This is a genomic window from Ruegeria sp. BA2, from assembly GCF_056539605.1.
The window spans coordinates 462444-484698 of the sequence record NZ_JBQFVE010000003.1; the positions used below are offsets into that span (position 1 = coordinate 462444).

The following is a 22255-nucleotide window of genomic DNA, read 5'->3' on the forward strand; positions in this document are numbered from 1 at the left end:
TCAAGCAATGGGACAACGACCACTTCCTGCACCCGTGGGAAGGGATGGCAACATTGGGTGAAAACGATCGGACATTTATCGAAGGTGGCAGCGGCATCCATGTGGTGAACCAAAAAGGCGAACGCTTGATCGACGGACCGGGAGGCATGTGGTGCACCCAGATCGGTTATGGGCGCGAGGAGATGGCCGAGGCCATGGCTGAGCAAGCTCGGAACCTTGCCTATTTTTCGCCCTTCAACAACACCAATTCGACTGCTGCGCGGTTTGCTCGCGAAATCGCCAAACGTGCGCCGGGCGATTTGAACAATGTATTTTTTACCACCGGCGGTTCCACAGCCGTGGATACGGCTATCCGATTTGTCCATTTTCGAAACAACCTTTTGGGTCGTCCCGAGAAAAAGAAAATCATTTCAAGGCAAAAGGCCTATCATGGAAGCACCTACTTGGCGGCCAGCGTTAGTGGAAAAGAGCGTGACAGGCTATGGCTCGACAAAGCCGATGCACTCGCTCATTTCCTGCCAGACGTGAATCCGCTCTACCGTTCACCTGGTCAAAGCGAAGAGAGCTTTCTGAAGGAGAAAGTTTCCGATCTTGAAAACGCCATTTTGGCGCTTGGCCCGGAAAACGTTGCCGCTTTTATCGCCGAACCGGTTCTGGCATCTGGTGGCGTGATCGTGCCGCCAAAAGGATATCACCAAGGCTGCCTAAACATCTGCAAGAAGTATGATGTTCTATACATCTCCGACGAAGTGGTGACAGCTTTTGGGCGATTGGGCCATTGGTTTTCGTCAGAGGCTGTTTTCGGCATTCAGCCGGACATAATAACTTGTGCTAAAGGAATGACATCTGGGTACGCGCCGATGGGTGCCGCGATTATCTCTGACCGATTGATCGCCGACGTTTCGGGAAAAGATGCTAACTTCTCAAATGGTTACACCTATTCTGGTCATCCAGTTAGCGCGGCTGCGGGTTTGAAGGGCATTGAGATCATTGAGCGGGAAAAACTTCTCGAACACGTTCAAAAGGTCGCTCCGGTTTTTCAGGATCAGCTGCAGCATTTGCGACAGATTGACATCGTTGCCGATGTGCGTGGGATGGGGTTGATGGGATGCGTACAATGCTCAGTCGATGGTGATCCCAGGAGCGATCTGGGATGCGACTACGAGATTGGCGGCCAGATCGATATAGAATGCCAAAAACGTGGGTTATTAGTTCGACCTATTATCAACATGTGTGTTCTTTCACCGCCCCTTATCATCAGCGAAAGTGAAATTGAACAGATGTTTTCTATCTTGCGCAATGGGCTTGAAGCGACACGAACGTGGCTTGGCGGAATTCAGTGAACAATGAAGAGCTTGCGCCACTGTTGCGGATGTCCGCAGACCGGTATGCCACTGCAGCATTTGAATTCCGTCCTAAATGTCCGCAATGGGCCGCTTGAAGCATGAGTTTTCGGACAACAGGAACTCGCTTGCAACTGCAGGGCACAGTTCGTGAAACCATCGACGAATTCATCCTTGTGCAAGTGTTGCCTGAACTGATGGAGGTAATTCTCGAGTTCTTCGAGAAGAGTCTCAAAGGTTCTTCGAAAACCTCACTGCTCGAAATTGCAACGCACCCGCGACAGCGAGGACTACCAATCCGTATCCTAGTGAAACCCCTACAACGCCAAAATCCAGAAACAGCCCGAGAAACGCCGCGAGCGGTAGGGCAAGCAGCCAGTAGGCGAGGACCGTAAGGGCGTTGGGGACAATGTTGTCGGAAAGTCCACGCAACACACCGAGCGCGTTCGATTGCGCGCAATCTGCGAATTGTACAAAAACCATGGCTATGAATAGCGGCGCAGCAAGAGACGCAACATCCTTTGCCGGGCTTAGGGCGACCGCAATAGGAAGTCGAACGGCCAGCACGAAAAACAGGACGCTTGCCGACCATGCTAGTGTCACAATGTTTGCGGCCTTTAGGGAGCAGGTTATTTCTGTTTCCCTTCCCGCACCGAGCAGTTGCCCGGTTCGGATCGACGACGCAATCATCATGCCGATCGGGACCATGTAGAACAGGACGCCAATCGAGTGGACGACCTGATGGGCTGCCAGCGCCGTTGCACCCAGCATCGCTGCCAAAAACCCTGTCACAGCGTAGGCGCCACCTTCCGCGACGCTGCCTGTGGCAACCGGCATGCCTTCACGTGCCAACGCTGCGACGGTTCTGAACGACATACGGAAATCGCTGCGAGAGACCTTCATGCGCTTGGCAGTACGCCAGTGTATCACGAAGATCGCGACTGCGACCGCCTTGGCAAGCAAACTCGCCACTCCGGCACCCAAAACACCAAGCCCCTCCAAACCTGCAACGCCGTGGATCAGAGTCTGGTTCAACGGAATATTCATTCCTATCCCAATCAAGGTGATGCCAAGTGCCGTCCAAGGATGGCCAAGCGCGGTATACGCACCACGGAGTGCCGCAAGCATTGTGTGGGGCACGACAGCCAGTGTCATCGCCAGCCAATAGCTCTGTGTCAGGGATGCTACTGATGCATTGGGAGCGAGTGACGAGACAAGCTGAGCGGTGGCAGCCATCGTGACTACGGCAAGCAATGAAAGGATCGCTGCAAACGCGAGCCCCGACATCATTGACCTGGAAACCAGTGTTGCGTCGCCTGTTCCACTAGCCTTTGCAATTCCAACGCCAATCACAGATGCGAACCCGATCACGGCCGAATTGATGAAGATGAACGCACTTGTCGAGAGCCCCACGGCCGCGACGACATCATTGCCAAGGGGCGCGAGCATCGCGGTGTCTATGGCCCCCATAGCGACTGTGGAAACCAGCCCCAGTACCGTGGGGATGGCCAGTTTCAGGATTTCGCGTATCTCAGACCGCAGCCTGCCTTCGACACAAACGTGCTCTGGGCGGCCGGAGTGAATCCTTGCCGTCATTGTAAATCTCTCTTGTCTGGTTGATGAGGGGAGGGAGACACCCGAGCCGGTGCTTCCCTATAGTCTAATTGCGTCTTGTCACGTCAGCGCTGCAAATTGCCAGGTTCCAGAATGGCGATGGCATCGACTTCGAAGAGCATTCCGTCAAGGGCCAGCCGTGGTACCGGCACAAGCGTCTGCGTCGGTAAGTGGCTGCCGAAGACGGCCTTGAGTTGGCGCGTCAACACGGCAAGTTTCGCCTGATCGTGATCAACGACATAAGTGGTCAGTTTGATGACTTGGTCGGGTCGCGCACCTGCGGCGTCAAGCGCCGTATCGAGGTTTTGGTAGGCTTGCGCAACCTGTGCTTCAAAATCAGGATCGAGATCCCCTTTCTGGTTCTCACCACCTTGTCCTGCAATGAAGAGGAGGTCGTTGGCGATCATGGCGTGACTATATCCGTTTGGCACTGGATCGTAGAGCGCTGGTGGATTGACGGATTGTAAATCTGCGGCCAAGCCGGGGTTGGCAGAAAAGGTGAGCATAATGGCGGCTCCAATAGCCTGGATGATGTTCTTCATGGTTTGAGCTCCGGGTGCGGCTGTCAGTGGATGCGAACCGCGTCGAGATGAGTAAGTTTGTCAGGGTTTCGGACAATATAGATGTCCTGGACCTTTCCGTTGTCGTCGAATGCAAAGGAGAGGGCCGCCGTGGTCGTTTCCTCGAATTTGATCAAGGCACCGTGCATACCATTCAGGTTCACCAGAACCCATTTGTGATCCGCCCAGTAGTGGCGTAGATTGGAAGAAACGAAATTGCACAGCGGCGTGGCACCTTCGATGGCTTCAAGGATTGCCGGTACCTTGCCGCCACCATCCGCACTCAGGCGAGCATCTGTCGCCAACATGCTGGACAGTTTGTCGATCTGCCCATTAGTCACTGCCGTTTTGAATGCCGACAGGAACGCCATTTGCCGATCCGGAGAGGCATTATTACGCACAACCGAACGCCCCACATTGCCACGCGCTCGAGACACCAGCTTGCGGATGCTGGCTTCGGAAATATCAAGTGTTTCCGCAACTGCAGCATGGGACAAATCGAAAATGTCGTGCAGCAGGAATGCAGCACGCTCCTTCGGCGTCAGCCGCTCGAGCATCATTAGAAATGCCATCGAAAGGCTGGATGTCAGTTCGACCTCCTTCTCGGCGTCATTATCGACGGAAATCTGTATCGGCTCCGGCAACCAGGCACCCACGTAGTCCATGCGCGCCCGGTCGCCCGAGCGCCGCATGTCGAGGCAGCGACGAGTGCAAGCAGTGACAAGCCAGCCGCTTGGATTTTCAATCGTTGAGCGATCTGTGCTCGCCCATTTGAGAAAGGTGTCCTGCACCGCATCCTCAGCATCGCTCAGCGAGCCGAGAATTCTGTAGGCGAGGCCAGATAACCTTGGGCGCATACTTTCGAAAGCATTGAGTTCCGACGGTGTGAGTTCAGTGCTTCGACACATTGATCCGGTTCCACAGATTGATCATTGCAACTTCGGCGGTAAGAGCCCCCATCTCTTCATCAGAGAAATGCCCACTCAACCGAGCGCGAATGGCTCCAAGGTCAGATTTCAAGTGCAAACTGGTCAGAGCTTCGGTCCATTCGAGTGCGGCTTTCTCCGCATCGGTGAAGTCGTTCACCTGATCCCAGGCGATCACCCGGTCGAGGCGCTCGCTGGTCTCCCCGTTCTGCCGCGCCTCTTTCGTGTGCATTTTGATGCAAAAGCCGCAGCGATTGATTTGAGAGGCACGAAGCTGAACCAGATGGCGGATCTTCAGATCAAGCCCATAGGTGTCGAGCACTTGATGCACGCCCGCCATCGCTTGGAGGACGTCAGGGATCGTTTGTTCGTATTTGGTTGTTGTTGAAGCGCTCATCGTCACTCTCCTTAGTTTGTTTATCCTATGCCCTAGTGACGATTGTCGGATGGGTTTTGTGACATGCCGATCAGTGAAATCTTCTAGAATTCTGTTTTCCATTCGTTTTTTGAAGGCAACTCAGCGCGGTGACAAAGATTGCGTTTCGTCTCATGCAGTTGACCCGGATCTTGCGCTTTCAATTCTGCGCATCGGGCATGCGCATAAATCGGGTCGTATGGTGGCGCGCCACCACCTTAGTGGAGTGCCATGCAACGAAGGAAAGGCATGGCAATGAAACTCAAAGACAAGACGATCATCATCACTGGAGCGAGCAGCGGAATCGGTGCGGCGGCGGCGTTCTTGTTCGCCAAAAGTGGGGCAAATGTTGTTCTGGGCGCGCGCCGGGAGAATGAACTGGAGCAAATCGTGGGACAGATCGTGCAAAGCAACGGCAACGCCGTCTCGATTGCAGGCGATGTGGCCAACGAGGCGTACGCACGCGCGCTCGTCGAACTGGCCGAGAAGCGCTTTGGTGGTCTAGATGGCGCGTTTAACAATGCTGGCACAATGGGCGACATGAGTTCATTGCCAGACATGGCAAGTGACAACTGGCACAAGGTTGTTTCCGTCAACCTCGACAGCGGTTTCTACGCGGCAAAATTCCAGATTCCGGCACTCCGCAAGCGAGGTGGTGGCTCGATCGTGTTTACCTCATCCTTTGTCGGATACACCGTTGGTCTCCCGGGAATGGGAGCCTACGCTGCGGCAAAGGCGGGCTTGATCGGTATGACCCAAGTCCTGGCTGCTGAACATGGATCAGAGAACATCCGGGTGAATGCGCTTTTGCCCGGTGGAACAATGACCCCGATGGCAGGCGAGGACGCCGAGTTCCATCAGGTTGTAAGAGGTCTTCATGCGCTCGAACGCATGGCAGAGCCCACTGAAATTGCGAACGCAGCACAATTCCTTTTGTCTGACGACGCTTCGTTTGTGACTGGAAGTGCGATGCTTGCAGATGGGGGAAACTCCATTAACAAGTTCTGATGACACAAGAGCAGACATTGGTTCAGGTTGGATCAATGTCTGTTCAGTCCGCATGGCAGCCGTTCGTCAGATCGGATCCAATGACCGCTCCGAACCCATTTTCAGACACTCCAACTCGAACCAACCTTCGGGTATTCGCGATTTTTGGGCCTATGGCGGCGACAAGGTGATCTTTGGAAAGGCACTTGATGCACCACCGACCGAACCAGAATTGGAAGGTCCGGTCGGTCGCTCTGAATAACGGAAAATCACTACACCACCATCTTCAAAAAAGACCCGCATCGTTCGGAGGGAAACCAAATGAACAACGCGGGCTGTAGTTTTGGGGTGTTGGTGTTACGGTACTGATCGAAAGATGGATCAAAGTTCCCCGCGTCAACTCTATCTGGGATGATGGGCAACGCGGGGATTTAGCCTGACTATGGGACTAGCCAGACTAAGTTGAATGAGCAGTTGGCCGCTGTTAGTCAACCAAGTTGGCATGAGCGCAAATTCTGTTCGCTACAGTCAAAGTTCGTCACCCGCCATCTGCACAGCGCCGCCACGTTTTCTGACGCGGATGTGTAGGTTGAAAAACAAGAATTTCTCAAGCACGCGAGAGCAAATTTTTTGGCGCGCGTAAAATTACTTGATTTGTTGTATTTTAGATTCAAGTATTCGTATGCGTGGCGAATTTGTATTACCTCTGTTGCTCGCGCGTTCGCCAGATCCGTCTGGTTGCCTCCCGGAGATTCTAGTGAGTGGTGTCGCCGGGAGGCCATTATTTTCGGTTTAATGTTCAACAAATTAGAGGCCTGTGCGTTACCAAGCTACTGAAACAATATGGCTGCTCTGGTCCGCAGAGCAGATTTTATTGGGCTTGAAACGCTCGTTTAGTAATGGCAACCCAAAAGGAACCAGCGTCACGTGGGAAATGCCAAATGAAATATCTTTTTCTAACGTGCTGCTTTGGAGCTATTTCTCTAGGATTTGCAGCGTTACCTTCAGCCGCGCAGCCCCGGCTAGGTTGGGCGTATCAGGTTGATGGGCTTGCTGCGTTTCAAGGGGACGCGGATTTGAGTGACGGTGGCGAATTCTCTGCAAGCCGAGCATTTCTACGTGCTACCGCATTTTACAATCTGGAAGGAGGAAACTCCATCGGGCTTTCAACCAGCTTCGGCAAACTGGATTATAGCTTTAGTCAATCGAACAATCAGCCATGGGAGAACATCCGTGACTTGCGCGTTGCTGTTCCCATGCGATTTCGTGCGAGCGATACAGCAACAGTTTTTGTGTCACCACAGATCAGGTGGGATTATCAAAGTGGAGCTTCCGCATCTGATGGTAAGACCTACGGTGTTTTCGCGGGTATTGCTTGGCAACTTAACGAGCGCCTGACGATAGGACCGGCCTTTGGCGCGTTCTCTCAATTTGACGATGGTGGTACCGATTTTTTTCCGGCCCTACTGATTGATTGGGACCTAAATGATCGCTGGAACTTGAACACTGGCTCAGGGATTGGAGCGACACAAGGCCCTGGGTTGACGCTGAGCTACACGTTGACTGAGACCATAGACCTTTCCTTAACCGCACGATCGGAGAGAGTTCGATTCAGATTGGATGGGGAAGGTCTCGCGCCGGACGGGGTGGGCGAAGACAAGAGTGTCCCCGTCGTACTTTCGATTGGATACAATCCAAATCCCGGAGTTTCATTGAGCGTATTCGCAGGCGCAGAATTTGACGGCCGCCTGACGCTAGATGATGCGAATGGAGCAGAAATAAGTCGCCAGAGCTACGATACTGCGCCATTGGTTGGACTGGCGTTTAGGGTTAGGTTCTGATCACAGCATTGACCCAGCTTGCCAGTTGTTTGGGAATTGTTCTTTTGGCTGAGTTCGAACGTCCGCTTTGTCCGCAATTCGGACATAAAGCCTATTTTGCTGAATGCCCGGTCTCGGTGAAAGCAGACATCGCACAATATCACCTCGTTTTTCGACTTAAATGTCTGCTGCTGCCGGGTGCGGGCACTGTTGTGCGCTGAGTGGATGGCGGCAAAGTCTGCACCACGAACCGGTCTATGCAGGCGCGACCGCAGTATTACAGAGCCACTATGAAGGTCTCTTTTGGGCCGCGCTCTACAGCAACTGGCAACGACCCCTCTATTCGTGCGCTCGCAGTTTCGTTGGATCGTAGATGGGGCTTGCTGCGATGGTTGCTTGCGTGTTCAGGCCGTCGCTTGAGACTGCCAGCGTTGTTCCAACGGCCAGTCCTGGAACAACATGCGCAAGTGCAAGGGATTTTCCCATTCGGTGTGAATAGCAGGGGCTGTTGATCACGCCGACAGTTTGGCCGCCCAGTGAGAGCGTTTCACCACCGGCGACCATGTCAGGATGATCTATGTCCAGGCATACATTGTTGATCTTTTCCTTTCCCTTCGCAGCCAGGGCAGCCGCTTTGCCGCGATAGTCGGCCTTGGTGCTGCTGACAGTGAATCCAAGGCCGACCTCCCATGGGGTGTTGTCCTCGGTCATGTCATAGCCGAAAAACAAGAGCCCGGCTTCGATCCGCACCTTGTCCAGGGCAGTAAAGGAACAGGGCATAACACCCTCCTGCACGAGCTTGTCCCAGATATCCGTAATAACTGTCCCATCTGCGAAAATCTCATAGCCGCGTTCGCCGGAATATCCCGTGCGTGAGATGCGGCAGGGATGGCCAAACAGAACCGCTGGCGCGTGTTCGAAATAAGCCAGTTCGGCCAGATCGATATCCGTGTGGGCGTTCAAGATCTCCAAAGAGGCGGGGCCCTGCACCGAAAGGTCATGCAGATCGTCAGTAAAGTCGATCTGAACGTCACGCCCTGCCGCCGAGGCTTCTAGCAGCGCCATGGTGTCGCCGGAGCCGTGCACGATCATCCATTCATTGCCACCATTGTTCGACACGATCGCATCGTCAGCGATCCCTCCTTCATCGGTCAGAACGCAGAGGTAGGCAGCCTTTCCCGGTCCAACTTTGGTCAGATCGCGCGTGGTTAGATGATTCAACACCGCCTGGGCTTCGGGCCCGCGTACGAACACTTTCTTCAGGGGAGACATGTCGAACATGCCGGCCTGTTCACGGACCGCATCGTGCTCATCATTGGGATCCGAGTTATAGGTCCAGGCCGTACCCATGCCGTTCCAGTCCTCCAGCCCAGAGCCAAGCGCGGTATGGCGCGATGCAAGGGCGGATGTGCGGCTAAGCTCTTCGGTCATAGGTCTTCCTTTCTAGTACCATTCGTCCGGCATGCTTGCCTTGCGTTCAGACACGAAGTCTTCAAGCGCTGCTTTTGTGCCAGGGTTCATTTCGGGCTGTTGATAGTCGTCCAGCATCTGGCGCCACCGCGCCGTGGCGCGTTGGTCTGACGTAAGCGCGCCGTTCTCAGTCCAGGTCTCGAAAGGGCCGGCATCCGGGATTTGCGGTTCAAAATTCGCCGATCTGTAGTGGCGCAGCGTGTGCCCGGTGGAGAGAAAGTTGTCGCCCGGGCCGGTTTCGAGATAGGCATCGCGGCCAAAGGCTTCATCGCCCGTGTCAAAACCCTGCAACAGTTTCAGCATCGCGCCGCAATGATCTACGTCCATGATGAACTTCTCATAGGACATGACCAACCCGCCTTCGAGCCAGCCCGCCGCATGCCAGACCTGATGCGCGCCGGACAGAAGTGTGGACCACATGGCCCCCGTACTGTCCTGCATCGCTTGTCCGTCCGGGGCGTTGGACGCGGTGATCTGTCCACCGCCAGAGCGCACCGGAACGCAGAGCCTGCGCCCCAGTTGCGATAGCGCCATGGTGACCATGTTTGCTTCCGCCGATCCGAAGGTCAACGCACCTGTGCGGAGGTTCATGCTGGAATGAAACGACCCCATGACCACCGGGCACCCGGGCCGGACAAGCTGTACCAGGGCGATGCCGACCATGGCTTCGGCCAGCGTTTGGGCTGCCACTGCCGCAGGTGAGAGCGGCCCCATGGCCCCAGCGAAAATCGCCGGAGAGACGCACACGCACTGGTTTGCTTTCGCATAGATGCGGAGCGCGGAGGACATGGTGTCATCGAATACCAGCGGAGAGTTGACGTTGATATTGGCCTGCATCACCGCGTTGCGTTCCATGACGTCGCGCCCAAAGACTAACCGCGCCATGTCGATGCTGTCCTGCGCGCGTTCTGGCGCGGTGACGGACCCCATAAAGGGTTTTGTCGACAGGGTCAGGTGGGCAAGCATCATGTCCAGATGCCGTTTGTTCACAGGCACATCCGTTGGTTCGACCACCGTGCCGCCGGAATGATGCAGGGCAGGGGAGTTGTATGTGAGTTTGACAAAGTTGCGAAAGTCTTCGAGCGTCGCGTATCGCCTTCCATTGCTCAGATCGCTAACAAAGGGAGACCCGTAACCCGGCATCAGAACAATATTGTCTCCGCCAAGGATCACGGTTCTGGCGGATTCCCGACCATGCAGTTTGAATTCAGACGGAGCCGTCGCGCAAAGGTCGCGTGCATGCCCCGGGTCAAACCGAACGCGCTCACCTTCGACGTGAGCGCCTGACTCGGCAAACATTTCTAACGCTGCTGGGTCGCCTCGAAAATCGATCCCGATCTTGCTCAGAATCCAGTCCGCCTGATCTTCGATCCGCGCCAAAGCCGTATCGCTCAGCATCGCGTATGCAGGGATTTTTCGCGTGGTGAATGGAGCGCCTGGAGACACAGTGTCGCGACATGAAGGTCGATCTCGACGGGAACGGATGCGGCGCTCTGCTGGTTTCGAGAAGTCCGTAGTGGTGTTCAAAGCACTCAAACGCGAAACTCCGATTCAATTGTTCCTCGGCAGGATCGGCGTTTGCTTCGCGGTTGGAAATCAAAATTTTCTGGTCATAGCGTTCAAAAATTTTGTACAAATTTGATATGCGCCGACACTTTCGCCATCACGACCTGCTTAGGTTGTTCACCGAGATAGGCCGGCATTCCAGTTTCTCGGACGCTGCCGCAGCGCTGAACATGACCAAGGGTGCGATTAGCTATCAGATCAAGACGCTTGAAGCTGATCTGGGGATGGCACTATTCCGCCGCACGACACGCGGCGTTTCCCTGACGGATGAAGGGTTGAAGCTGCTGTCGGCTTGCCAGACCCATTATCAGGAAATCGAAGCTGATATCCTGGAGATGAGGGGGCGCGTATCGCGATCCCTGACTGTTGGAGTATCGACCTATTTCGCGGCGAGATGGCTGTCCCCACGTCTGATGACCTTTATGCAGCGCCACCCGGACGTTCAGCTGCGCATTCAGCCGATGATCCAGTTTTCTAAGCAGGAAATGAAGCATGTTGATCTGGCGATCAGGTGGGGGAATGGAGAATGGGGGGGAGGAGTGGTGATCCCTTTCATGGCATTGCCGCCCTATCCCGTCGGGAACTCTTCTGTGGCGCAAAAAGTTGAGGCGTTGGGAATGGGAGTGGCAATATCACAGCTCACATTGCTCAGAGACCGGGACGACAGCAATGCCTGGTCCGATTGGCTGACCGCCTCAGGTCTGCCCAAGCAGACGCGTCAAGATGTGTTGATCGTCCCCGACCCCAACGTCCGGGTACAGGCTGTCATCGACGGGCAAGGGATTGCTTTGATGGACGACCTTGTGTCGGCCGATCTCGAGGCGCAACTGCTGTTCCGATTGTCTGATATTGAACTGCCCGACTACGGATACTTTCTTGTTCAGCCACACAACACTGTTGCGACGGAGGCCGTGGCCGCCTTCTCGGACTGGTTGACCAACCAATCTTAACCACGTTTGGCTTGAACATCATCGATTCAATATTTATACGCTGTATAAATACGATTCATGGAGACACGATATGGCAACCGGACACATCATGATGGCCATGAGCCTGGATGGTTTTGTTGCAAGACCCGATCACTCGCTTGACTGGCTGAACAAGCAAGCGACGCAGAACGAAGATCACGGCTTTGCAGAGTTTCAGGGCCGGATGGACGTGATCGTCATGGGGTCAGGATCGTTTCGCACTGTTTTAGGATTCGGGGAGTGGCCATACACCATCCCCTGCATCGTGATGAGCCGCACAATGACTGACGAAGACATTCCGGAGGATCTGCGCGGCAAGGTTGAGGTTTCGACACTTGAGCCCAAAGCCCTGTTGGACTCGTTGGAGAAGCGCGGTTTGAAACAGGCATATGTCGATGGCGGCGCGGTTATTCGGTCTTTTATCCAGGCGGGGCTTATCGAGGATATGAAAATATCCATCGTGCCGATCCTTCTTGGCGACGGCATCCGTATTTTTGGCTCCAATGACACGGACATCGATCTGGAGCTGGTGTCCTCGACCTCCTTCCCGTCCGGGTTGGTGGACCTTGAATACAAGGTGAAACAGTGACCAAGGTCGCACCCGTTGGACGACCGATAAAATCGTCGCAACACCTGTCAAAGCAAGTGATCCTGAGAACTGCACTGCCAATCGTTCAGAAAGGCGGTGTCGATGCGCTGTCTTTTCGTGTGCTGGCTGAACAGCTGGGCGTCACCCCGATGGCAGTCACATACCACGTTGGCAACAAGAAACAGCTTTTGACCGATCTGGTGGAGCTTGCCTTCAAGGGGGTCGCAGACGGCATTGAAGAAACGCCCCCGGTCAAACGGGCCCGCAGCATACTGGCGACCTACTACGGATATGCGTTGAAGAACGCCAATCTTCTGCGCGCGATCCTCAACGACGTTACACTCATGAGCGAGGACCTTGTCCGTGTTGCGGCGGAATTGAAGGCCTGTACGGACCAACTGGAGAACAGCGACGGCGGAGATGTGCTGGTTCACCTCCTGATCGACTATGCTCATGGCTTTGTGCTTTCGGCCTCAAGCGGAGAAAACAATCCCCTGACAATCGACGACTTTCTGCGTGGCGTTGACTGGATTCTGGATCAGGCGGCCGGAAGGAACGAGGCGATCTAAGGTGAAGAACATCCGCATCCGTGCGGTGCACAATAACAACCTCAATCGTGATCTCCAGCAACAACTGATCGTGGTGTTCACGGGCGTGTCCGGGACAGGAAAGACGTTGCTAGTTGAATTTAGCGTCGGAGTAGTCTCGCATCCGCGGCGAATGTCTGGAAATTGGGATGCAAACGCAGCATCTCAGCTGGTTGTTGGATGTCGCCTTTGGGCCGAGCCCGTCTAAGCGCTGCTCGTGACTTTCAACGCCGACATTCGCAAAGCGGACAGCAATTCGATCAAGTGTTTCTTGTTCTTTGCGCTGTACTTGGCCGCTGTTGAAGAACGCTGGATGAAATCCGCGTACTGATCAACAGTCAGGCCACAGTTCTCAATCGCACCCGAATACGGCTCCAGGACACGTGCGATGATCTCGGTGTTTCGCTTTGCGCCGGCCTCCAACTCTTTCTGACTTGTCGATGTCACGCCAGCAATGATGTCCTCGGCGTTGGGCGATGACTGCAAGAAGTCATAATGCTCGATGACGGCGTATTTGAAGACCACATCAAGTTGCGCACCAAGGCCATCAGCTTTTCCAAGATCGGTCTCGATATCAAGAACGACCCTGTCTGCCAGCGAACGGATCGTGGCCCGTAACACCTCATCCTTGTTCGCGAATGCCTTGTAGAGCGTTTGCCGTGAAATCCCCGCTTCTTTGGCGATATCGTTCATGCCCGTGCGCTTCACGCCATAGCGAAGAAAAAGCCGTTTCGCGGCTTCGAGGATGTAGTCGTGGCGTTCTTTCATGATTTACATATTGACAAATAGATGCCTTGTGTCAATATTTACAATCACCCATGATATGTCAACTTGTCAGGATGCGAGATGCCCAAACAATCTGAAAAAGTCGCGATCGTCACCGGTGCAAACAATGGCATCGGATTTGAAACAACGGTCGGGATGGCCGAAGCAGGTTTCAACGTCGTCATGGCGTGCCGCAGCCTTGAAAAAGCCGAAGCCGCCAAAGCAAACGTTCTCGCGCGGATCCCGTCCGCATCAATCGACATTCTCGTGCTGGACCTGAGCGATGTGACTTCTGTTCATGCGTTCACCGATGCATTCCGCAATAAGTACTCCAAGCTGGATTTGCTGATAAACAACGCGGGTATCTTGCTGTACTCCGCTCAAACGAATGCAGATGGCGTCGAGTTGCAGTTCGCAACCAACCACCTGGGACATTTCCTGCTGACTGCGCGTCTGATCGACATGATCCCTGACAACCCTGCATCGCGGATCGTCTCACTCTCCAGTATCGCCCACAAGAATGCGGATATTCACTTTGACGATCTGACATGCGGCCAGGATGGCGGCGTTGCTTACGGTCAATCCAAGCTTGCCTGTCTGCTCTTCGGTGACGAACTGAACCGCCGCCTCAAGGCTTCGGGAAATTCGCTGAAATCGCTGACTGTGCATCCGGGCGGGTCGGACTCCGGTCTGTTCAACGAATTGGACGAAGCAACGCGCGCTAACATGAAGGCACAAGTCGAAGAGCTTCTGCACTCCAACGAAGACGCCGCGAAGCCGTCTCTGTTCGCCGCTTTGTCGGATCAGGTTAAAGGTGGCGAATACTACGGCCCGACAGGCCCCGAAGAGATGAGTGGCAAGACCGGGGTCGCGACCCGCAATCCGATTTGCGAAGACCGCGATTTGGCCAAACGTCTGTGGCGTCTCTCGGAAGAGATGACCGACCAGACATTCGCGATCTGAGGGACGGGGATGAACCGGTTCATAGAGCGTCTCTCGCAGGGGTTCGAGTATCTGATCGTGCTCGCCTCGGCTATCATGTTGGGCTGGGGACTGCTCGGGTTTCTTGAATACTTCACCGGGCTGGCGCCGCTCATGCCATTGCAGAACGAGACCTTTCCGCTGGGCATGCAAACTCTCCATTGGATACTGATCACCGCATCGGGTGCCACGTTTCTGGTCGGATACGTACTGCGCTGGAGCTTCACTCCGGTTGCCATGCTGGTCATGTTCACCGCGCTTGCCACCATGTGTGCTGTGCAAACCTTCGACATGTTGGAAAACCCGGATCGCTACCGGAACTTCGTCCAGGAATGCGTCAACTACATCATCATCTCGATCTACCTTTTTCGATCCAAGCGCATGCGGGACCGTTTTGGGCGGATCACAATTCAGGGCGGGGATCGCGTATCTCCACTGAACGTCTGAGACCCCAAGGGAAGGATTGTCATGGAAACCGGATCATCGGAAAAAGTGAGCCTCTCACATCACAAAATCCACACCGACATTGTGATCGATGCGCCGCCGGACGTGGTCTGGTCGGTGTTGACCGACACGGCAAACTACAAGGACTGGGCTGTGTTCCTTGTGGGTATCAAGGGAGAGATTACGGATGAATCGACGATCACCGTCGACTTCAAACTTGATCCATCAAAGGAAAAGCTGACCACGCTGGACCACACGATCACAGTCGTAGACGGGGCGGAGTTCTTTTGGGCCGAGAAGGGGCCGGGTGGCATTCGCGACAACCATCACTTTCGTGTCGAGCCACTGGGAAGCGGCAAAACCCGCTTTGTGCAATCCGACGAGATCATGGGGGGCATCACCTTCCTGATGGGCGGGCGCTTGGCAAAGATGTATGTGGAAGGCTACCAAGCTTTCAATCGCGGCTTGAAAGCCGAGGCAGAACGCCGTGCCAAATCCGCCTGACAAGATAACACGACCACTTGGACGCGTCCTGCTGACCGGTGCGACGGGGATGGTGGGTTCCTCGGTACTTGCGGCATTGTTGAACGAAAGAACTGCGCGCGAAGTCGTGTCACTTGGGCGCAGGCCGTGCAATATAGACCACCCAAAGCTAACCGATGTGAGGTTTGCAGCATTCGGCGATACCCAAGCCATCGAACCCTATTTCGATGGCATTGACACCGTCTTCCATTGCCTTGCCACTTATTCCGCGCGAGTCAGTCGAACAGAATACGAGAAAATTACAGTCGATTGGATGCGCGCCTTGCTAGCGGCCTGCCAGAGGTCTGCGCCTGGTGCAACGTTCTGCTTGTTTTCCGCGCAAGGTGCTCGGCCAGATGGTGGCGGCATGTCCTTCGCGCTGAAGGTTAAAGGCGAAGCGGAGAGCAAACTGTTTGCATCTGACCTCGAACGGAGGTTCGCCTTTCGTCCAGGCTATATTGCGCCGTCAGGCCCGAGAAACACATGTAAGTTGGCTGATTACCTTTTCAAACCGCTCCAAAGGCTGATGCCGTCCATCGGTGTAACTTCCGATGAATTGGCTCATGCCATGCTTCATACTGCGATACACGATCCTCGTCGTATTGCTGTCCTCGAAAACAGTGAGTTGCGTACGTTGCTCGGATGAGGCTGCGGCTGCGCCTGTGCATTATCAACTCTTTGCTGCGCCTCGAGCTGTTCGGATTTCTTCAATGTCCGCTTCTGGGAAGCCGCAATGCAGCATTCAACTTCCGCACGGACGGCGGCTCTGGGCCGTTAGTGATGGCGTATTGGTGGAATTGCGAGTGGATGCTGCATTGCTTTCCACGTCTGTTGTTGGCCCAACTCAGTCAAAGCAGCCCTTGTCAGTTCACGATGAGGTAGAAGTTTACGCCGCCGCTCGCGCCAAAGCCGACAATTCTTCATCCAAATCGTGTTTTTGCCGGCTAATAGCGTCCCAAGAAGCAACAACGGAGTCGACTTTTCTTTTTTGTCTCTCCATCCGTTTCTTAAGTTCGATCAATGATTGGCGGGGTTTTGACTTGATGTACTTGTTGTACATATCCTCTTGGTTGGCGAGGATCTCCTGATGTGTCCAAACTGCTTTGAAGCTCTTGTCCAGCAACGATTCAATCTGCAAGTAGCGCCGACGGACCGCCTCGAACTCAGGCCTGCCATAGGTGTTGCAGACTTTCATTTTCTGCAGAACGCTGTCTTGCTGGTCTTTTCGCCATTTCTTCATTTCACGTAGCAAACTGCGGGCGGTCAACAGAATTGGCGTGTAAAGCACTTCGTCTTGCGCGATTTGCTCCATATCGCCCATGATGCGTTCCACTTCGTCCATCGCTTTGTTGTAGGACTTCAAAGCCCTCAGCGCCCTAGCCAGGTTGGCTTTGCCATCTTTGAGAAGTTTGGATTTCGTCCGAGGGTCTTGGCCATCTGCGGAGATGAAGACGCCTTCGGCAAAGACCAATGCAATTGTTGGCGTTTCGACCTCACGCCATCGCGCTTCTGCCGTTTTCCAGACTTTGGGCATGAGTTTTTGCCTGTATGACATTTTGGGAACCTTGCTCTTGGCGGCAAGGCGCATGACCTTTTGCATTCGTGCACGGCCTTCGCTTCGGCGTTTCTTGGCATCAATGACTATCGAGTCTGGGGCCACAAAAGGATACCCTTGTCTTGATCGCCGCGATGTGTTGCCACCAAGACCAAGCGAGGCAAGTGTTGTTTTATCCACAACTCCAGTCACTTTCAGACGACTGTGTTTTTGCCATTTTCGAACCGCGTCTTCCGTTTTGACGCCGAACTTTCCGTCGACCTTTAAGCGCGCCTTAATTTTTGAAGTGTTCAAGGCTTTCTGAAGGGATTTGACGTCAGAGCCTTTTGATCCATTCTGCAATTTCTTCATCGTAATTTCCTTTTTCAAAGACAGCGTCGGTTTTCCCGCTGATACTCGGCGTCGCCGGATGAGGTGTCCGGATTGAGAAAGAGCACTCTGCGTTTAAATCTCATTACGCAGAGTGCTTAGCAGGGGTGATTCACTGTCCGATCAAAGTCCGTGCCGCTTTGGTAACGGAACATAGAGTTGGACGTGGGTTTTGGTCGAAAATTCGCCTGTGTCCGGCCCCCAGGTTTGCCCATCACTGTGCCAGGCAATGGCCAATTCTGAGATAAGCTGTTCACCGGTAAGTTGAAGGCAGGGCGTTATCGTGCGGTGGAAATGTGCGAACCCGTCAGCATCGGCCCTGAACGCGTTTTCCGAACCATCGCGGGCGCCGAAAGGCAGGTCATAAAACCCTTTGAACGGATCGGTTGGCGGCCAGACGGCAAAGTCGTGCCACATCGTGTAAAGACCGTTAGGCACGAGGTTTTCAAATCGCAGATTCAACTCTCCAGTGCCGTACTCGCACCGGTACGTACCCTCACCTTTGGCCGCGAACCATTCACCAAGCGTGATACCAAGCGGCTTGCCTTTCGGCCACGGTCCAGTGTTTTCCGTTTGTAGCGGCGTGTGCGGCACCGGAATTGCCGGGGCAAAGAGTGGCGCATTCATATCACGTGTTGCGGCCGTCGGGCGGAACACCTCGCCGGAACCAGGGACTTTTTCGAAGAAAACATCCTGCTCGGTCAGCCCTTCGTCTATGTGGAACATGAAGCTGAGCGACATGGTCCGCTTTGCTTCATAGGCGGCCATCATGATGTTGACCTCGGGCGCGTGTTCAATCGGTCCAACGGCTCCTCCCGAGTCGTATTCTGTGTGACTGAAATCATCAGCCGCGGCGATGCCCGCAAGGGTCATCGAAAACAGAACAGTTGTGGTTTTCAAAATGCGAAGCATGGGAATCTCCTTTTCAATTTTTCGCAGATGAACTTCTCAAAATGCGCCTAGGGAGCGCGGGCTGAGTAGTTTTCTATGCGCGTTGTGGGGCAGGCCAACGTCACGCATCAGAAAGCCGGATAGATGGTCGAAATACTTGCACCGCGTCACATTCACACGACGAGCGGAAGCTAAGCGACTCGGATTGCTTTCGGATTTGACCAACCAGAAAAAGTAGGGTTTTGCGCAATGTGTCATCGGAAACCTGCTATTGGTTCAACGCTTTGGTTGTGGTGGAAGCCCCGACGGCACGCTGTCGGGAACCAGCACGGACAAGTCAGTCATCGTTGGGTCGGTCAACGCGTTGAGAAATGCGACAATGTCGGCGATCTCTTTGTCCGTCATTGGTTTGGGCATAAGATCGTTGGCTTCGGCGATGCGACCGCGCAGTTGTTCGGAGCCTTGAACAAACCTGTCCCGCGCATCGAACGCGGTCCGCCGCGCAGGATTCAGCGGTTGAAAGATCAGAACTGAGCCTCTTCCAGTCTGCTCGATTACGTCGTTGATCCGCTGCAAAGGCGGCGCGTCATAGGATTCAAGGCTTTCCAAAGGATTAGTGTGATGCCGAACCACATCTTCAAGCGTGTCATATGCTCCACTGTGTCCCCATGGCCCTGTCAAAGCGACGTTGACCAGTGACGGCGTGCGAAACCGAAAAAGATCCTCAACCTCGTAGGTTACGCGATAGCGCCCCTCATCCTCGAGCCGGTCCATAAAACCAGAGGCCCGCCAGAAACTTGTATCCTTTCCGTGACCTTTGCCCGGGCCGATCTGCGGCATCGCAATTGCGTGAAACTCATGATCCGTAAGAAGTGGCCCTTCATGGCATTCTGCACATCCTGCAGAGCCATAAAACAAATCCATCCCCCTTTGAGAGCTGTCCGACAGACCTGAAAAATCGGAGGATGCCAAGGCCCGATGAAAGGGACTGCCCTCTGACCGGAACGCCACGCTTTGAAACGCCGCCAGGGCTTCGGCAGCCTGACTGAAGGTTATCTGACCCGGTCCGAAAGCCTCCTCAAATAGGTGCTGATATCCGGGAATACTGCCCAGTCGCTCAGCGATCCGGTCCCAAGCATCAGTCACCCGATCTTCGGCTACTGCGGTCGCGATCGGATTCTCTCCCTTTTGGCCTGCCATTTCGATAGGCGACAGAACAGGGAACATTGCCTGCGCGGTCAGCGCATTGGGCAGTCCAGCGGGCAAGTGTTCGCGCGCGGGGCTCCAGAAACCGCTCGGGAAGGTCTTTTGATCGTCGGGCTCCAGCCTGCCATCGTGGAAAATACGCGTGTAACTTTTCGCGCCAATGTTGTAGAGCGGCTGGGCATTGCGGGGTACGCGTCCGATAACGCCGTCCTTCGTCTCGCGCTTCTGACCTGCGCCTTGGCCGCCCTCGCCAATACCCAGTGCCAATCCGTCCCCGGTGCCCAGCGACGGGTCGTGACAAGTTCCGCAGGAAATGTTGTGATTGCCCGAAAGAATGGGGTCAAAGAAGAGATTTTGTCCAAGAGTGACGAGTGCCTGGTCAGGAACTCCATCCCACAGAAAATCTGTATCTGTTAGAGGCGGGGGCAGGCGTTGAACGTCAGCCCGCGCAGCCGTGCCGGCTATCACCGTTGTCAGGTATAATATCGAGATGATCAGCTTCGCCGAGCGCTTGGCACAATATGTGAGAGTCATGTCTTTTCCCTTCGCAAGCTGATGCCTCTCGCTACGTTCGATTGAAACGCAGCAGCTTTGGTTTTGATGTTTAAATGGAATGGTTCGCCTGGTGGCCGACATGCAGATCAGGCGCCGGGTGATGATCCGACAATCGGCCCATCATCACCGCATCGACAAAGCCGCCCGGACGACGGGCGTATTTGCGAATGACGCCTTCCCGCTCAAATCCAAAGGCTTCGTAAAGCTCGATGGCGTGAGTGTTGTCCGACCACACCAAGAGGCCGGTTCGTTCCAGCTGCAACCAGTTATCACAGAGATCCAGCATCGCGCCCAACAACGCTTTGGCTATTCCCTTGCCCTGAAAGTCGCTGCGGACCGCGACCAGATCAATTTCGCCTGCGTGATTGTGGCGTGGCACGTCCGGCGTCGACGACATAAAGCAGATGCCAACGACACTACCGTCTACTTCAGCCACCAGTTTGTAGTCGCCCAGTCCCGTGTTGATACGCGCTTCGACATTGGCGTTTGCAACATGTGGCAGGCGCATTGTGCCCAACATCACGGAATCATCAGTTAATATGCGTTTGATGTCCGATCCGTCCTGTGCTTCGACATGGCGGATTTCAATTCCCATTTTTTGTCCTCTCAATCAGGTCATCTGGCGCGCGCGAATATTTGCCCGCGCCAGTTTCTTTGCGACGTCAGCTTCTAGGCCACGATCATGGAACCTTGGGGCTGCGCATTCGCGCGACCCAAAAAGCGTTTGTTGATGGGGCTGTGTGGTTTGACAGCAATCCGCTCGTTTGCCAGCGCTTCTGCCGCATTTCGATTGCCAGAACGCAACGCAGCTTCGGTCAACGTCCAATCGATGATGTCGCGTTGCGCGTGACTGCCGCCAAACGAGTTCGCGATAAACCGCGCACCATGAAGCGCTTCGGTCGCATCTTCGTAGCGGCCCTGCCAAAATGCCCGGAACCCTTCGATCAAGGGCAGCCCTGTTGCTGCGGCCCAACGCGATGTCTCGCCGCCACCGGCGGGTGCATTGCGATATTGATCAACGATACGATCGACCTCGTCATCGCGACCGGATCCCAGATAGGCCATGGCCGCGTGCCAATCATTGAATGGATATAGCTTGCCATCGGCGTGGTTGTCCCAGCACGCCGCAACATCGGCCCAGCGGTCGGAGATGTCGTGATCTTCCAGATGCAAGCGCCACAGAAGGGCTGAGGCATCGACCAGATCCAGCGCCACGTCGCTTTTTCCTTCGCGAATCCGCGCATCGTACAGCTTGATCGCCTCATTGGTCTGACCGAGGTCTAGGTGGTACAGCGCCTTGTGCCACCAGTTGTGGACCTTGAAGAAGTTGTCATCACCCGACCAATTTGGTTCACGCGACGCCATCCATTCGATCCCGTCCTCAGCACGTCCCTGCATTTCCAGCACATGCGCGACAGCGTGCTGCGCCCAGCAGTCCAACGGATCGCGTTCGACCGCCTCCCGACCAACGGCTTCAGCACGGCCATAGTCTCCGGTCTCTTCCAACCCGAAGGAATACATGCCCAGGAGGACGGAATAGCCCGGCTGGTCCTCCGACCACTTCGGTAGGACTCGCGCAATCCGGTCCCGCATGTCGCGCGCATTGGCGCGATAAAAGTCCATCAGGTGACCGGCTTGCAGGCCGAGAATATCATGTGGAAACGCCATGTTGTGACGATCCAACTTGACGGCAGCTTCCGTCCAATTGTTGGCAAGAAGCGCATTCAGGGCATCGACATGCGATTTTTCCAGGTCGGATTTGGCAAGTGAGCGGACTGTCGCCAAAATGTTCCGTGCCTCAGCCGCAGCATCAGGCTCGGTTGCCAATCCGAACAGATAGGCTTTCAGAATATACGGCATCGCATAGTCCGGCGCCGCTTCAATCGCCTGGTCGACAAGCGCCACAGGATCGCCCCTGTAGATGTTGAACGCGCGTATGGCGGCGTTGAAATAGTCTGCGGCGATTTCTTTCGAGCCCGCAGCAGGCCAGTTTCCGGACAATCTCGTTTCTTGATGGGGCATGTCATTCTCCAAACTCTTTTTTGACTGGGCGGATTGCCCGAATGCGATGGCTCTACCGCGCCGCCGCATGAACTGCTTGAAGTCAATTGGGAGATTTTTG

At 54.7% G+C, this 22255-nt stretch carries 24 protein-coding genes; 12 read left to right on the top strand and 12 right to left on the bottom strand.

Annotated elements, in window-relative coordinates; all coding sequences use genetic code 11:
* Positions 1 to 44: 44 nt before the first annotated feature.
* The gene (locus ACR0NN_RS09795; RefSeq protein WP_480684525.1) at positions 45 to 1343 is read left to right on the top strand and encodes an aminotransferase; all 1299 of its coding nucleotides are present in this window, start codon (positions 45 to 47) and stop codon (positions 1341 to 1343) included.
* Positions 1344 to 1574: 231 nt separating this feature from the next.
* On the opposite strand, the gene ACR0NN_RS09800 is transcribed toward ACR0NN_RS09795, so the two are convergent.
* The 4 genes from ACR0NN_RS09800 to ACR0NN_RS09815 form a co-directional block, all read right to left on the bottom strand.
* The gene (locus ACR0NN_RS09800; RefSeq protein WP_170720281.1) at positions 1575 to 2939 is read right to left on the bottom strand and encodes an MATE family efflux transporter; all 1365 of its coding nucleotides are present in this window, start codon (positions 2937 to 2939) and stop codon (positions 1575 to 1577) included.
* Positions 2940 to 3022: 83 nt separating this feature from the next.
* The gene (locus ACR0NN_RS09805; RefSeq protein WP_170720279.1) at positions 3023 to 3499 is read right to left on the bottom strand and encodes a RidA family protein; all 477 of its coding nucleotides are present in this window, start codon (positions 3497 to 3499) and stop codon (positions 3023 to 3025) included.
* A gap of 23 nt (positions 3500 to 3522) precedes the next feature.
* Positions 3523 to 4425 carry an RNA polymerase sigma factor SigJ gene (gene sigJ, locus ACR0NN_RS09810; RefSeq protein WP_170720277.1) on the bottom strand — a complete coding sequence of 301 codons (903 nt, stop codon included), beginning with the start codon at positions 4423 to 4425 and terminating at the stop codon, positions 3523 to 3525.
* Positions 4409 to 4840: a carboxymuconolactone decarboxylase family protein gene (locus ACR0NN_RS09815; protein ID WP_170720275.1), complete on the bottom strand. Its 432-nt coding sequence runs from the start codon at positions 4838 to 4840 to the stop codon at positions 4409 to 4411. The genes sigJ and ACR0NN_RS09815 overlap by 17 nt, the downstream gene beginning before the upstream one ends.
* 273 nt (positions 4841 to 5113) lie before the next feature.
* On the opposite strand from ACR0NN_RS09815, the gene ACR0NN_RS09820 reads away from it, so the two are divergent.
* The 4 genes from ACR0NN_RS09820 (at position 5114) to ACR0NN_RS09835 (ending at position 7886) form a co-directional block, all read left to right on the top strand.
* Entirely contained in the window at positions 5114 to 5866 is a 753-nt protein-coding gene (locus ACR0NN_RS09820) for an SDR family oxidoreductase (protein WP_170687617.1), read from the top strand.
* 52 nt (positions 5867 to 5918) lie between these two features.
* On the top strand, positions 5919 to 6107 hold the full coding sequence (locus tag ACR0NN_RS09825) for a hypothetical protein (protein ID WP_170687618.1): 189 nt from the start codon (positions 5919 to 5921) through the stop codon (positions 6105 to 6107).
* Between the two features lie 679 nt (positions 6108 to 6786).
* Positions 6787 to 7686, top strand: coding sequence for a hypothetical protein (locus tag ACR0NN_RS09830; protein WP_480684528.1), 900 nt, complete (start codon positions 6787 to 6789; stop codon positions 7684 to 7686).
* An 8-nt stretch (positions 7687 to 7694) separates the two neighbouring features.
* Positions 7695 to 7886, top strand: coding sequence for a hypothetical protein (locus tag ACR0NN_RS09835; RefSeq protein WP_170720273.1), 192 nt, complete (start codon positions 7695 to 7697; stop codon positions 7884 to 7886).
* A 118-nt stretch (positions 7887 to 8004) separates the two neighbouring features.
* Here ACR0NN_RS09835 and ACR0NN_RS09840 read toward each other — a convergent pair whose 3' ends face one another.
* Complete coding sequence (locus ACR0NN_RS09840; protein ID WP_170720260.1) at positions 8005 to 9096, bottom strand: aminomethyl transferase family protein; 1092 nt, start codon at positions 9094 to 9096, stop codon at positions 8005 to 8007.
* 12 nt (positions 9097 to 9108) lie between these two features.
* Entirely contained in the window at positions 9109 to 10671 is a 1563-nt protein-coding gene (locus tag ACR0NN_RS09845; RefSeq protein WP_480684530.1) for a trimethylamine methyltransferase family protein, read from the bottom strand.
* A gap of 107 nt (positions 10672 to 10778) precedes the next feature.
* Here ACR0NN_RS09845 and ACR0NN_RS09850 point away from each other — a divergent pair, with 107 nt between their 5' ends.
* From ACR0NN_RS09850 to ACR0NN_RS09860, 3 genes are all read left to right on the top strand, one after another.
* Complete coding sequence (locus ACR0NN_RS09850; RefSeq protein ID WP_170687517.1) at positions 10779 to 11651, top strand: LysR substrate-binding domain-containing protein; 873 nt, start codon at positions 10779 to 10781, stop codon at positions 11649 to 11651.
* 70 nt (positions 11652 to 11721) lie between these two features.
* Positions 11722 to 12258: a dihydrofolate reductase family protein gene (locus tag ACR0NN_RS09855; RefSeq protein ID WP_170720258.1), complete on the top strand. Its 537-nt coding sequence runs from the start codon at positions 11722 to 11724 to the stop codon at positions 12256 to 12258.
* Positions 12259 to 12314: 56 nt separating this feature from the next.
* On the top strand, positions 12315 to 12827 hold the full coding sequence (locus tag ACR0NN_RS09860) for a TetR/AcrR family transcriptional regulator (protein ID WP_170687519.1): 513 nt from the start codon (positions 12315 to 12317) through the stop codon (positions 12825 to 12827).
* Positions 12828 to 13049: 222 nt separating this feature from the next.
* On the opposite strand, the gene ACR0NN_RS09865 is transcribed toward ACR0NN_RS09860, so the two are convergent.
* Positions 13050 to 13613: a TetR/AcrR family transcriptional regulator gene (locus ACR0NN_RS09865; RefSeq protein WP_170646520.1), complete on the bottom strand. Its 564-nt coding sequence runs from the start codon at positions 13611 to 13613 to the stop codon at positions 13050 to 13052.
* A gap of 78 nt (positions 13614 to 13691) precedes the next feature.
* Here ACR0NN_RS09865 and ACR0NN_RS09870 point away from each other — a divergent pair, with 78 nt between their 5' ends.
* The 4 genes from ACR0NN_RS09870 to ACR0NN_RS09885 are packed head-to-tail and all read left to right on the top strand — an operon-like array spanning position 13692 to position 16203.
* Positions 13692 to 14573 carry an oxidoreductase gene (locus tag ACR0NN_RS09870; protein ID WP_170720254.1) on the top strand — a complete coding sequence of 294 codons (882 nt, stop codon included), beginning with the start codon at positions 13692 to 13694 and terminating at the stop codon, positions 14571 to 14573.
* 9 nt (positions 14574 to 14582) lie between these two features.
* A complete protein-coding gene (locus ACR0NN_RS09875) occupies positions 14583 to 15038 on the top strand; it encodes a hypothetical protein (protein ID WP_170646518.1) in 456 nt (151 codons plus the stop codon).
* 21 nt (positions 15039 to 15059) lie between these two features.
* Positions 15060 to 15539: an SRPBCC domain-containing protein gene (locus ACR0NN_RS09880; protein WP_170646517.1), complete on the top strand. Its 480-nt coding sequence runs from the start codon at positions 15060 to 15062 to the stop codon at positions 15537 to 15539.
* Positions 15523 to 16203, top strand: a complete 681-nt coding sequence (locus tag ACR0NN_RS09885) for an NAD-dependent epimerase/dehydratase family protein (RefSeq protein ID WP_170720251.1) — start codon at positions 15523 to 15525, stop codon at positions 16201 to 16203. Before ACR0NN_RS09880 ends, ACR0NN_RS09885 begins: the two co-directional genes overlap by 17 nt.
* Positions 16204 to 16443: 240 nt before the next feature.
* Here ACR0NN_RS09885 and ACR0NN_RS09890 read toward each other — a convergent pair whose 3' ends face one another.
* From ACR0NN_RS09890 to ACR0NN_RS09910, 5 genes are all read right to left on the bottom strand, one after another.
* Positions 16444 to 17463, bottom strand: coding sequence for a peptidoglycan-binding domain-containing protein (locus tag ACR0NN_RS09890; RefSeq protein ID WP_170720250.1), 1020 nt, complete (start codon positions 17461 to 17463; stop codon positions 16444 to 16446).
* A gap of 141 nt (positions 17464 to 17604) precedes the next feature.
* Positions 17605 to 18393, bottom strand: a complete 789-nt coding sequence (locus ACR0NN_RS09895) for a hypothetical protein (protein ID WP_170687526.1) — start codon at positions 18391 to 18393, stop codon at positions 17605 to 17607.
* Between the two features lie 255 nt (positions 18394 to 18648).
* Positions 18649 to 20112: a cytochrome c peroxidase gene (locus tag ACR0NN_RS09900; RefSeq protein WP_170720246.1), complete on the bottom strand. Its 1464-nt coding sequence runs from the start codon at positions 20110 to 20112 to the stop codon at positions 18649 to 18651.
* A 70-nt stretch (positions 20113 to 20182) separates the two neighbouring features.
* Positions 20183 to 20728 (bottom strand): GNAT family N-acetyltransferase, encoded by a 546-nt coding sequence (locus ACR0NN_RS09905; protein ID WP_170687528.1) that lies wholly within the window; start codon positions 20726 to 20728, stop codon positions 20183 to 20185.
* Positions 20729 to 20802: 74 nt separating this feature from the next.
* On the bottom strand, positions 20803 to 22155 hold the full coding sequence (locus ACR0NN_RS09910; RefSeq protein WP_480684536.1) for a tetratricopeptide repeat protein: 1353 nt from the start codon (positions 22153 to 22155) through the stop codon (positions 20803 to 20805).
* Positions 22156 to 22255 lie beyond the last annotated feature (100 nt).

Excerpts from the sequence above, each read along its gene's own strand:
- ACR0NN_RS09820 (WP_170687617.1), top strand. The coding sequence starts at position 5,114 with ATGAAACTCAAAGACAAGACGATCATCATCACTGGAGCGAGCAGCGGA.
- ACR0NN_RS09815 (WP_170720275.1), bottom strand. The coding sequence starts at position 4,840 with ATGAGCGCTTCAACAACAACCAAATACGAACAAACGATCCCTGACGTC.
- ACR0NN_RS09825 (WP_170687618.1), top strand. The coding sequence starts at position 5,919 with ATGGCAGCCGTTCGTCAGATCGGATCCAATGACCGCTCCGAACCCATT.
- sigJ (WP_170720277.1), bottom strand. The coding sequence starts at position 4,425 with ATGTGTCGAAGCACTGAACTCACACCGTCGGAACTCAATGCTTTCGAA.
- ACR0NN_RS09795 (WP_480684525.1), top strand. The coding sequence starts at position 45 with ATGGCAACATTGGGTGAAAACGATCGGACATTTATCGAAGGTGGCAGC.
- ACR0NN_RS09850 (WP_170687517.1), top strand. The coding sequence starts at position 10,779 with ATGCGCCGACACTTTCGCCATCACGACCTGCTTAGGTTGTTCACCGAG.
- ACR0NN_RS09865 (WP_170646520.1), bottom strand. The coding sequence starts at position 13,613 with ATGAAAGAACGCCACGACTACATCCTCGAAGCCGCGAAACGGCTTTTT.
- ACR0NN_RS09830 (WP_480684528.1), top strand. The coding sequence starts at position 6,787 with ATGAAATATCTTTTTCTAACGTGCTGCTTTGGAGCTATTTCTCTAGGA.
- ACR0NN_RS09900 (WP_170720246.1), bottom strand. The coding sequence starts at position 20,112 with ATGACTCTCACATATTGTGCCAAGCGCTCGGCGAAGCTGATCATCTCG.
- ACR0NN_RS09875 (WP_170646518.1), top strand. The coding sequence starts at position 14,583 with ATGAACCGGTTCATAGAGCGTCTCTCGCAGGGGTTCGAGTATCTGATC.
- ACR0NN_RS09840 (WP_170720260.1), bottom strand. The coding sequence starts at position 9,096 with ATGACCGAAGAGCTTAGCCGCACATCCGCCCTTGCATCGCGCCATACC.
- ACR0NN_RS09880 (WP_170646517.1), top strand. The coding sequence starts at position 15,060 with ATGGAAACCGGATCATCGGAAAAAGTGAGCCTCTCACATCACAAAATC.
- ACR0NN_RS09895 (WP_170687526.1), bottom strand. The coding sequence starts at position 18,393 with ATGCTTCGCATTTTGAAAACCACAACTGTTCTGTTTTCGATGACCCTT.
- ACR0NN_RS09905 (WP_170687528.1), bottom strand. The coding sequence starts at position 20,728 with ATGGGAATTGAAATCCGCCATGTCGAAGCACAGGACGGATCGGACATC.
- ACR0NN_RS09910 (WP_480684536.1), bottom strand. The coding sequence starts at position 22,155 with ATGCCCCATCAAGAAACGAGATTGTCCGGAAACTGGCCTGCTGCGGGC.
- ACR0NN_RS09890 (WP_170720250.1), bottom strand. The coding sequence starts at position 17,463 with ATGAAGAAATTGCAGAATGGATCAAAAGGCTCTGACGTCAAATCCCTT.
- ACR0NN_RS09855 (WP_170720258.1), top strand. The coding sequence starts at position 11,722 with ATGGCAACCGGACACATCATGATGGCCATGAGCCTGGATGGTTTTGTT.
- ACR0NN_RS09870 (WP_170720254.1), top strand. The coding sequence starts at position 13,692 with ATGCCCAAACAATCTGAAAAAGTCGCGATCGTCACCGGTGCAAACAAT.
- ACR0NN_RS09800 (WP_170720281.1), bottom strand. The coding sequence starts at position 2,939 with ATGACGGCAAGGATTCACTCCGGCCGCCCAGAGCACGTTTGTGTCGAA.
- ACR0NN_RS09805 (WP_170720279.1), bottom strand. The coding sequence starts at position 3,499 with ATGAAGAACATCATCCAGGCTATTGGAGCCGCCATTATGCTCACCTTT.